Here is a 9671-nt window from a genome sequence, read left to right as displayed (position 1 = left end):
GGCCTGCAGCGGGCCATTGAGCAGGCCGCTGGCGACGCTGCCGGTGTCCAGCCATTGGCGGCGGGCCAGGCGAATGCGCTCGGGCGGGGTGGGGGCGGTCATCGGGCTGGTCTCCTGGCGGCCCTGCATTGAAGGCTCTGGGGCGGACAGTAGCCTGACGGCGGGCCGCGTCAAGCGCTTGGCGGGTTTGCGCGGCGGTTGTGCAGAAACGGCGCAATGCGCCGGGCAGCCTGTGCCGTTTCGTGACAGTGGCGGCGCGCCGGGGCGGCGTTTCGGCATCGCATCGGGCGCTGGCCGCACAAGCGGCACTGGCATGGGCTTTGCGCTTTCTGGGGCGACCCGGTCGCCGTTCAGCTCGCCGGGCGCACAACCTTCCGGAGACAAGCCCCATGACCGTTTACGCCGCCCCCGGCGCCGCTGGCGCCAAGATCGCCTACAAGCCCCGTTACGACAACTTCATTGGCGGCAGGTTCCAGCCGCCGGTGGAGGGCCAGTATTTCGACGTGATCTCGCCGATCAACGGCCGCGTCTACACCCAGGCCGCGCGCTCGGGCGCCAAGGACGTGGAGCTGGCGCTGGATGCCGCCCACGCGGCCGCCGCCGGCTGGGGCGCCACGCCGGCCGCCGAGCGCGCCAACGTGCTGTTGAGGATCGCCGATCGCATCGAGCAGAACCTGGAGCTGCTGGCCTATGCCGAGACCGTGGACAACGGCAAGCCGATACGCGAGACGCTGAATGCCGACCTGCCGCTGTGCGTGGACCACTTCCGCTACTTTGCCGGCTGCGTGCGGGCGCAGGAAGGGGCGCTGTCCGAGATCGACGGCCACACCATCGCGTATCACTTCCAGGAGCCGCTGGGCGTGGTCGGCCAGATCATTCCGTGGAACTTCCCGCTGCTGATGGCCGCGTGGAAGGTGGCGCCGGCGCTGGGCGCGGGCAACTGCGTGGTGCTCAAGCCGGCGGAGAGCACGCCCATCGGCATCCTGCTGTTCGCCGAGCTGATCGCCGACCTGTTGCCGCCGGGCGTGCTCAACATCGTCAACGGTTATGGCAAGGAGGCTGGCACGCCGCTGGCCACCAGCAAGCGCATCGCCAAGATCGCCTTCACCGGCAGCACGGCCACGGGCAAGCAGATTGCGCAGGCGGCCGCCGCCAACCTGATCCCGGCCACGCTGGAGCTGGGCGGCAAGAGCCCCAACCTGTTCTTCGACGACGTGATGGCCGAGGACGACGCCTTCCTCGACAAGGCCATCGAAGGGCTGGTGCTGTTCGCCTTCAACCAGGGCGAGGTCTGCACCTGCCCGAGCCGCGCCCTCATCCAGGAGGGCATGTTCGACCAGTTCATGGAACGCGCCGTCAAGCGCGTGGCGGCCATCAAGCAGGGCAACCCGCTGGATACCGACACGATGATGGGCGCCCAGGCCTCGGCCATGCAGATGGACAAGATCGAGACCTACCTGGCGCTGGGCAAGGAGGAAGGCGCCAAGGTGCTGATCGGCGGCGAGCGCGCGCAGCTGGGCGGGGAGCTTGCGGGCGGCTACTACATCCAGCCGACGCTGTTCCAGGGCCACAACCAGATGCGCATCTTCCGCGAGGAGATCTTCGGCCCGGTGCTGGCGGTGACGACCTTCAAGACCGAGGCCGAGGCCCTGCAGATCGCCAACGACACGCCTTACGGGCTGGGCGCCGGCGTGTGGACGCGCGACGGCAGCCGCGCTTATCGCCTGGGCCGCGGCATCCAGGCCGGGCGGGTGTGGACCAACTGCTATCACGCCTACCCGGCGCACGCGGCCTTCGGCGGCTACAAGGAGTCAGGCATCGGCCGCGAGACGCACAAGGGCATGCTGGACCACTACCAGCAGACCAAGAACCTGCTCGTCAGCTACTCGCCGAACGCGCTGGGCTTCTTCTGAGCCCGTCCTGAGGTATTGCGGCGTGCACGCCCCCTGGGCGCGTGCGCCGCGCGCGCCCATTCCCGTGAAAGCTGCGCCCCCAGCCGGTTCGTACACTCGCGCGTTGCCACGCTGGAGGAGAAACGGACATGCGGTTGCGTCGTTGGATCTGGGCTGTCCTTCTGGCTGCGGGCGCCTTGCCCGTGGCCGCGCAAATGCCGCCGGACCTGGCCGGTGCCAAGGACCACCCGGTCCTGAGCCGCTACGCCGGTTCCTGGCTGGTTGCCGAGGATGCGCGTGGCTTCGTCGAAGTGCTGCTGCCCACGGGCGAGGCGGGCCCGGCGCGCATCGAGGGCACGTCGACCCGCCTTCTCTATCTCGGCCCCGCCGGCCGCAGCCCGCTGGAGGTGCAGCGCAACTACGAGGAAGCGCTGGCCGGCGCCGGGGCCAAGCGGATCGACTCCTGTGCCGTCACATGCGGACAGCGCAGGTTCGACGCCCTGCGTGCCCCGCCGGCCAAGGCGGCCAGCGGCCGCGTCGACGGCTGGAACGGCAAGACGCTGACCGACCAATGGCAGGAGGGTGTGGACAACCGCTACTGGTACGGCACGCTGGATGTCGGCGGCCGCAACCTGCACATCGCCGTGTTGACCGCGCCGCCGGGCATCATCGCCGTGCGCGACAAGCATGCCGCCACGGTGGTTCAGATCGTCGAGGCCCGCCCGATGGATGGCGGTCTGGTCAGCGTCGACGCCGCCGCGCTGGGCAAGGGACTGCAGGCGCAGGGCCACATGGCGCTGTACGGCCTGTTCTTCGACACCGGCAAGGCGGACATCAAGCCGGCTTCGAAGCCCCAGCTCGACGAGATGGGCAAGCTGCTGCAGTCACAGCCGGCACTGAAGGTATACGTCGTCGGCCACACCGACAACCAGGGTACGCTGGAGGGCAACCTCGCGCTGTCACGCCAGCGTGCCCAGGCCGTCGTCGAGGCGCTGGTGAAGTCGTACCGCATCGACGCACGGCGGCTCGGCGCAGCGGGCGTCGGGAGCTATGCGCCGCTGGCGACCAACGCTGATGAAGCCGGCCGCTCGCGCAACCGGCGGGTCGAGCTGGTCGTCCAGTAGGCGGGCCAGAGCATCCCGCCGCCGTCACGGCGCCTGGAGATGCCTGCCCAGGAAGTTCTCCACGCGCTTGGCGAAGTCCAGCCGCGTGCCCATCTGCTGCCAGCCGTGGCCCTCGTTGTCGTACTCGACGTACTCGGGTGGGTTGCCGGCTTTGGCCAGCGCGTCGCGCAGGCGGCGGCCGTGGTCCTTGGGCACGCGCACGTCGTCCGCGCCGTAGGCCAGCAGCATGGGCGCCTTGATGCGCGCGGCCTGGTGCACGGGTGAGGTCTCGATCAGTTGGGCGGCATCCTTCTTGGTGTCGCCGACCATCTCGGGGTAGGCGTGCCGGCGCGCATAGCCGTGCAGGTCGTCGACGACGAAAAAGCCGCCTTCCAGGTGCAGCATCAGGTCGGCCACGCCCACCCAGCTGACGCCGCAGCGGAACAGCTCGGGGTGGCGCACCAGGCCCATGGCCGTGGCGTAGCCGCCGTAGCTGGCGCCCATCACGCAGGCGCGGTCGCTGGCCAGGCCGGCCGTGCGCGCCCACAGCAGCGCGTCGGCCAGGTCGTCCTGCATCGCCAGGCCCCATTGCTTGAAGCCGGCCTTGAAGTGCGCGTCGCCATAGCCCTGGCTGCCGCGGAATTCGGGCTCGATGACCAGGTAGCCGCGCGACGCCAGGAACTGCGCCATCGGCTCCCAGCGCCAATAGCCATTGCGCACCCACGGCCCGCCGTGGGCCAGCACGACGGCCGGCGCCGGCTTGCCGGGCTCCACGCCTAGCGGCAGCGTCAGCCAGACCGGCAGGTCGCGGCCGTCGCGGGCCTTGATGCGCTGGAAGTCCACGCCGGCCATCTGCTGCGCCTTGACGCCGGGCATGACGACGGCGACGTTCTCCCACCGCTTGCTGTCAGCGCGGTAGAGCAGGTAGCGGCCGGGATCGCGGTCGGCGTAGGCGTGCACCAGCGCCACCATGTCCGGCGCGCCGCAGCGGCGGCAAGTGATGCTGTTGACGCGGCCGGGCAGGCGCGCGTCCGTCTCCTCCTGGAACTTCTTCATCGCCGGGTCGGTCCAGACCGTCACTTGCGAGTCGGCATGCAGGCTCACGCCCAGCACGCCATGGCCGGGGTCGCCGTGCATCAGCCAGCCGTGGAAGTCGAAGCCCGGCGCCTGCACGATGGGCCGCTCGGCGGGCTTGCCGGTGGTGAAGTCGAAGGTCGTCAGCACCGCCTCGCGGGCGGGGCCGCGCGGCTCGGTCACGTAGAGCTGGCCGTCGTCGGACACACCCATCACCGTGAACGGCGGGTCGACGAGCTTGAAGCTGGCCAGCTGCCGCCATTGCTCCGCGCCAGGCGCCAGCCAGTGCAGCACGCCGCGGCCCTCGTCGTCGTACAGGCTCATGGCCACGCGCGGCTGGCCCTTGCTGTCGAACAGCCACTGCATGACCCGCTCGGGCGGCTTGGGCATGTCCATCTTGCGCACCAGGCCGCTCTGCACATTCAGCCACTTGGGCTCGATGCGGCGCAGCTGGAAGTCCAGCTGGCCGACGACGACTTCATCGGCCCGCACGCCCGGCTGCTGCCGGGGCACGGCGAGCAGGCCATGGTCGTAGCGCAGCGAGTCAGACTGCTGCAGGCAGGTCTGGATTTCGCTGCAGATCAGCTCGGTCGTCTTGCCGCCGGCCACCTCGACCGCGTACAGGCCCGGCAGGTGCGTGGTGCTGCGGGCCGGCTCGATCTTGCCGAGGCGGAACAGCAGGCGCTCGTCGCTCACCCAGTCGAACCAGACGACGTCCTGCTTGGCGTAGAAGGCCACCACCTTGGCGGGCTCGCTGCCCTGCAGGTCCACCACCAGCAGCGCGGCGCGGCGGTTGTCGTGCACGCGGGTGATGCCGACGTAGCGCCCGCTGGGCGAGAGCTTGACCTCCAGCACGGCGGGATGCCGGAAGAAGGTCTCGGCCGGCAGCCGTGGCTGGTCCGCCGCGCCTGCGGGCGCCATCCCGGCCAGCGCCATCGCTCCTGCCACCGCGCACGACTGCGCCCAATGAAGCCAACCCATGCTCTGCGCCCCTGTCTCATACCTGATGCGGCGCGGATTATGGGAGTAAAGATAGCGCTGTCCGGATTCGGAAGTCCCCTGCTTGCGGGGCACCAATGAAAAGGGCCGCCTGGCAGGCCGGCCCACTTTCTACCGGCCTGAAGCCGGGGTGCAGCGCGGCTTACTTCTGCCCGGTGCAGTTGGCGTAGAAGCTGGTGGTGGCCGGCCAGTCCGAGAACACGCCCAGCACGCCGACCTGCTCGGCCAACACGTCCAGCACGCGGTAGACATCGCCCTCGCGCTGGATGGCGGCATCGAACGTCTGGAAGTAGAAGCCGTTGCCGCCGTCGGCCAGGATGCCGCTGCGCTCCAGCGTCCACGTGATGATGTCCAGGCCGGCGGCCTTGGCGTTGCGGGCGTATTGCGAGGGCAGGATGTTGCCGCTGGTGTCGGCCGTCAGCAGCGCGAACAGCGGCGGTGCGACGATGCGGATGCCCTGGGCGCGGTAGGCCTTGAGCTGCTCGGCGGTCGGCAGGTCGGCGGCGACGTTGGCGTCGTCCAGGTAGACCGCCTGGCGCCCGTAGGCGGGCTCGTGCTTGACCCAGTACAGCACGTCGTTGATGTCGAAGCTTTGCGGCCACAGGTCGCGCGGCGGCACGCCGGCGGCCCTGTGCTCGTCGATCATCTTCTGCGCATAGGCGGCCTGCGTGAAGCCGTCGAAGGGCATCGTCACGCTCGGCGACTTCAGCTCGGGCGTCATCTTGACGTCGAGCTTCTTGAACAGCGCGATGGCTTCCTTGAGCGTCAGCAGCGTGCCGCTGGTCGGGCCGGCATGGATGTCGGTGCGCCAGTTGGCGGTGCCGGCCATGTACTCGGCGACCGTGCGGCCGCGCGGGTTGAAGGCGTCCATCTTGCCGCGCAGGGTCTTGAACTCGGCCAGCGTCAGCTCAGCAGTGCGGCACTCCGCTGCGGCCGGTGCGATGAGCGTGCCGGCGGCGTCGAAAACGGCCGGCGTGAAGGGTTTGACGCACTTCGCTGCCAGCGGCGTGGCCAGGATGTTGGTGGTCGTGTGCAGGTCGTTCTGCGCGTGGCGGCAGACGAGTTCCTTGTCCTTGGTGAAGGTCACATCGCACTCGACGATGCCGGCGCCGCTGCGCGCGGCCGCCTCATAGCTTTCCTTGGTGTGCTCGGGGAAGAGCAGCGGCGCGCCACGGTGGCCGATGGAGAACAGCGTGGGCTTGAAGGTCTCGCGGTGGGCGGCGCAGTGCTGCAGGCGCTTCTTCAGCGGGCCGTCGCTCATCTCGCTGGCCAGGAAGAAGGGGCGTGGGCCGAGTTGTACGCTGGCGACGCCGTCGCGGCCCCGGTCGAAGTCGTGGGCGAGGGCCGGCAGGCTGGCTGCGGCCAGCGCAAGCAGCGCAAGATGGTTGAGGAGGGGGCGCATGGAGTTCTCGGGGGATGAAAACCTGCACGCTAGGTAGCCGGCGTGAACCGGCCGTGACAGTCCGATCGCGAATGGACGGCGAACTAGGGGGGGAGCAGTCGCTGCGCCACGCCCGTGTAGAACGGAATCCCGACCAGGATATTGACCGGGAATGTCAACCCCAGCGACATGCCGAAGTACAGCCCCGGGTGGGCCTCGGGGATGGCCACGCGCACGACTGCCGGCACGGCGATGTAGGACGCGCTGGCTGCCAGCACCATCAGCAGCGCGCCGTTGCCGGCCGACACGCCGCAGGCGGCGGCGAGCAGCAGCGCCAGGCCGGCGTGCACGGGGGGAGCCAGCAGCGCGTAGGCAAGCAACGTGGGTGGCTGGCCGCGCAGCGTGCCGAGGTTGCGCGCGGCGAGCAGGCCCATATCGAGCAGAAAGAAGGCCAGCATCCCCTTGAAGAGGTCGCCGGTGAAGGGCTGCATGGCCGCCTGTCCAGCGTCGCCGGTGACGAGGCCCACGGCCATGGCGCCGAGCAGCAGCAGTTGCGCGCCGTCGGTGAAGGATTCGTGCAGCACACCGCGCAGGCCGTGCGGGTGGGCGTCCACGTCGGGCGATCCCTCGCGCCGCCGCGCCAGGTTGGCCAGCACCACGGCCATGACGATGGCGGGTGACTCCATCAATGCCATCGCCGCGGCCATGTGGCCGCCGAATGGCAGCCCGAGGTTGCCGAGGTACTGCGTCGCGGTGATGAAGGTGACGGCGCTGACCGAGCCGTAGGTGGCGGCGATGGCCGCAGCGTCGAAACGGGATACCAGGCGGCGCAGCAGCAGGTAGCCGGCGGCCGGCACGACGATGGCCAGCAGCAGCGCGCAACCCAAGGTCACGGCCACTTCTGTGGTCAGGCCGGACTTCGCGAGCGCGAAGCCGCCCTTCAGGCCCAGCGCCATCAGCAGGTAGAGCGACAGGAAGCGCGCGATCTGCGGCGGGATCTCCAGGTTCGAGCGCAGCGCGCCGGCGAACAGACCGAAGACGAAGAAGAGGATGGCGGGGTCGAGAAAGTTGTTCAGCATGGCGGGGCGCGATGTTCGGTGCGCAAAGCCATCGGCACAAGTGATATGTTCCGATTGAACAAATCAGGATTTGCAATGAGTGAAGAACAGCCGGAAGGCCTTGAGAGAGCTTGGCGCGTGAGCCTCGTGCAGTTGCGCAGCTTTGAGGCCGCCGTTCGGTTGGGCGGCGTGGGGCGCGCGGCGCAAGCGTTGCACCTGGCGCAGCCCACTGTCTCCACGCAGATCAAGGAGCTGTCTGCCGCCTTGGGCGTGGTGCTTTTCGAGCCTCAGGGGCGCGGCCTGGCGCCCACGGCGGTGGGCGAGAGGCTGGCGCAGGCGGTGCGCGAGATGGCGAGCTGCTGGCAGCGCTTCGAGGATGACGCGGCCGCGCTGCAGGGCTTGCGCCAGGGCCGGCTGCGCATCGCGGCGGTGACGACGACCGAGTACTTCCTGCCCGACCTGCTCGGGCCGTTCGCGCGCCAGTACCCGGGGATCTCCATCGAGCTGGCGGTAGAGAACCGCGGTGCGGTCATCGCCCGGCTGGAACGCGGGGACGACGAGCTGGCCGCGATGATGCGACCCCCCACCCACCTGCCGCTGGCGCGCTGGCCTTTCCTGGAGAACCCGCTGGTGATGGTGGCGCCGCTGGCCCACCCGCTCGCCGCGCGGCGCAGGTTGCGGCTGCAGGACCTGGCGCAGGAGCCGCTGCTGGCCCGCGAGGCCGGCTCCGGCACGCGGGCGGTGCTGGAGGAGGTGCTCGCAGAGCGTGACGTGACCTGGCCACCGCGCATGGTGCTCGGCAGCAACGAGGCCATCAAGCACGCGGTGCGGGCCGGGCTGGGGCTGGCGATGCTGTCACGCCACGCGTTGGCGGGCGACCCGGCCAGCGAAGGCCTGGTGGTGCTGCCGGTGGCGGGCTTTCCGGTGCGGCGCCAGTGGGTGCTGGTGTGGCGTGAGGACCGGGCGCTTTCGCTGCCCGCGCGTACGCTGCTGCAGGACCTGCGGCAGCGCCTGAACGTACGCGGTCGCGCGCCGGTCTGAGCGATGCAGGGTCAGCGCGCCGCGTAGGACGTGCTGCGCAGCGCGTCGGCAATGCCCTTGCGGTTTTGCGCCAGCGCCGCCATGCTGAAGTGGATGTGGCCGCTGCCGGGAGACAGGCGCCGGATGCTGTCGATCTGCCCCAGCACCTCGTCGGGCTGCCAGCTCTGCGGCGTGTCGTTGATGCGGCTGGTGAACAGGCCCGGGTGGATGGGCCGGCCCAGCGGGTTCAGCGCGCGCCAGGCCTGCAGCAGCACCTCGAAGGCCTGCGGCGCTTGTGCGCGCGGCCAGTAGAGCTGGGGCGCCAGATAGTCCATCCAGCCTTCGCGCAGCCACAGCTCAACGTCGGCATAGAGCTTGTCGTACTGGCTGAAACCGGCGATGCCCGGCGGGCGCATATCGGGCTTGGGCAGGCCGAAGGGGCTGATGCCCACGCGCGTGCCGGGGCGCACCTCGTGCGACATCGTGTACAGGCGCTGCACCAGGGTGTTGACGTTGTAGCGGCGCCAGTCGGCGCGCGTCAGGACCCCGCCCTTGTCCACATAGCGCTGCCAGCTGGGCTCGTCGGGGAAGTCGACGTCGATCTTGGTGACGGGGTCCTGGATCGGGTAGGGATAGAAGTAGTCGTCGATGTGCACGCCGTCGATGGCGTAGCGCGTCAGCACGTCGCGCACGACGGCCAGGGTGTGTTCGGCGGCAGCGGGCTCGCCCGGGTCCATCCAGAGCTGGTCGCCATAGCGCTTGACCCAGTCGGGGCGGCTGCGGCTCACGTGGCTGTCGGCGGCGGTCGACTTGGCCGTGCCCTGGCGGGCGCGGTAGGGGTTGAACCAGGCGTGCAGCTCCAGCCCGCGCAGCCGGCATTCGGCCAGCCAGACGGCCAGCGGGTCGTAGCCGGGATGCTGGTCCTGGGTGCCGGTGAGGTATTCGCTCCAGGGCTCCAGCTTGGACTCGTACAGCGCATCGGCGCTGGTGCGCACCTGCAGGATCAACGCATTCAGCCCCGTGCTGACGGCCGTGTCGCACAGGGCCTTGATCTCGGCCTGCTGGGCCTCGGCGCTGAGGCCGGGCTTGCTCGGCCAGTCGATGTTGGCGACGGTGGCGATCCACGCGGCGCGCCATTCGCGCG

General features: G+C 69.8%; 7 protein-coding genes. 3 read left to right on the top strand and 4 right to left on the bottom strand.

What is annotated here, in order from left to right; all coding sequences use genetic code 11:
* Nucleotides 1-389 precede the first annotated feature (389 nt).
* Both exaC and ACT6S0_RS24260 read left to right on the top strand, forming a co-directional pair.
* Nucleotides 390-1913: an acetaldehyde dehydrogenase ExaC gene (gene exaC / locus ACT6S0_RS24265; protein WP_444691991.1), complete on the top strand. Its 1524-nt coding sequence runs from the start codon at nt 390-392 to the stop codon at nt 1911-1913.
* A 128-nt stretch (nt 1914-2041) separates the two neighbouring features.
* Entirely contained in the window at nt 2042-3016 is a 975-nt protein-coding gene (locus tag ACT6S0_RS24260) for an OmpA family protein (RefSeq protein ID WP_444691990.1), read from the top strand.
* Between the two features lie 24 nt (nt 3017-3040).
* On the opposite strand, the gene ACT6S0_RS24255 is transcribed toward ACT6S0_RS24260, so the two are convergent.
* The 3 genes from ACT6S0_RS24255 to ACT6S0_RS24245 form a co-directional block, all read right to left on the bottom strand.
* Nucleotides 3041-5050: an alpha/beta hydrolase family protein gene (locus ACT6S0_RS24255; RefSeq protein WP_444691989.1), complete on the bottom strand. Its 2010-nt coding sequence runs from the start codon at nt 5048-5050 to the stop codon at nt 3041-3043.
* A gap of 160 nt (nt 5051-5210) precedes the next feature.
* Entirely contained in the window at nt 5211-6470 is a 1260-nt protein-coding gene (locus ACT6S0_RS24250; protein WP_444691988.1) for a glycerophosphodiester phosphodiesterase family protein, read from the bottom strand.
* Between the two features lie 83 nt (nt 6471-6553).
* Nucleotides 6554-7525 (bottom strand): sodium-dependent bicarbonate transport family permease, encoded by a 972-nt coding sequence (locus ACT6S0_RS24245; protein ID WP_444691994.1) that lies wholly within the window; start codon nt 7523-7525, stop codon nt 6554-6556.
* 78 nt (nt 7526-7603) lie between these two features.
* Between ACT6S0_RS24245 and ACT6S0_RS24240 the strand changes: the two genes are divergently transcribed.
* Entirely contained in the window at nt 7604-8548 is a 945-nt protein-coding gene (locus ACT6S0_RS24240; RefSeq protein WP_444766328.1) for a LysR family transcriptional regulator, read from the top strand.
* Between the two features lie 11 nt (nt 8549-8559).
* Here the strand turns inward: ACT6S0_RS24240 and ACT6S0_RS24235 are convergent.
* Nucleotides 8560-9671, bottom strand: a 1112-nt coding sequence (locus tag ACT6S0_RS24235; RefSeq protein ID WP_444766327.1) for a glycoside hydrolase family 10 protein, incomplete at its 5' end; no start/stop codon positions are given.

The sequence above is a fragment of the Roseateles sp. genome, from assembly GCF_052436255.1.
Taxonomy (GTDB): Bacteria; Pseudomonadota; Gammaproteobacteria; order Burkholderiales; family Burkholderiaceae_C; genus Pelomonas.
The sequence above is the reverse complement of the archived record's forward strand: the minus strand, read 5'-3'. Positions and strand labels throughout refer to the sequence as shown.

Coding starts and splice junctions, on each gene's coding strand:
- ACT6S0_RS24255 (WP_444691989.1), bottom strand. CDS start 5,050: ATGGGTTGGCTTCATTGGGCGCAGTCGTGCGCGGTGGCAGGAGCGATG.
- ACT6S0_RS24250 (WP_444691988.1), bottom strand. CDS start 6,470: ATGCGCCCCCTCCTCAACCATCTTGCGCTGCTTGCGCTGGCCGCAGCC.
- ACT6S0_RS24260 (WP_444691990.1), top strand. CDS start 2,042: ATGCGGTTGCGTCGTTGGATCTGGGCTGTCCTTCTGGCTGCGGGCGCC.
- exaC (WP_444691991.1), top strand. CDS start 390: ATGACCGTTTACGCCGCCCCCGGCGCCGCTGGCGCCAAGATCGCCTAC.
- ACT6S0_RS24240 (WP_444766328.1), top strand. CDS start 7,604: ATGAGTGAAGAACAGCCGGAAGGCCTTGAGAGAGCTTGGCGCGTGAGC.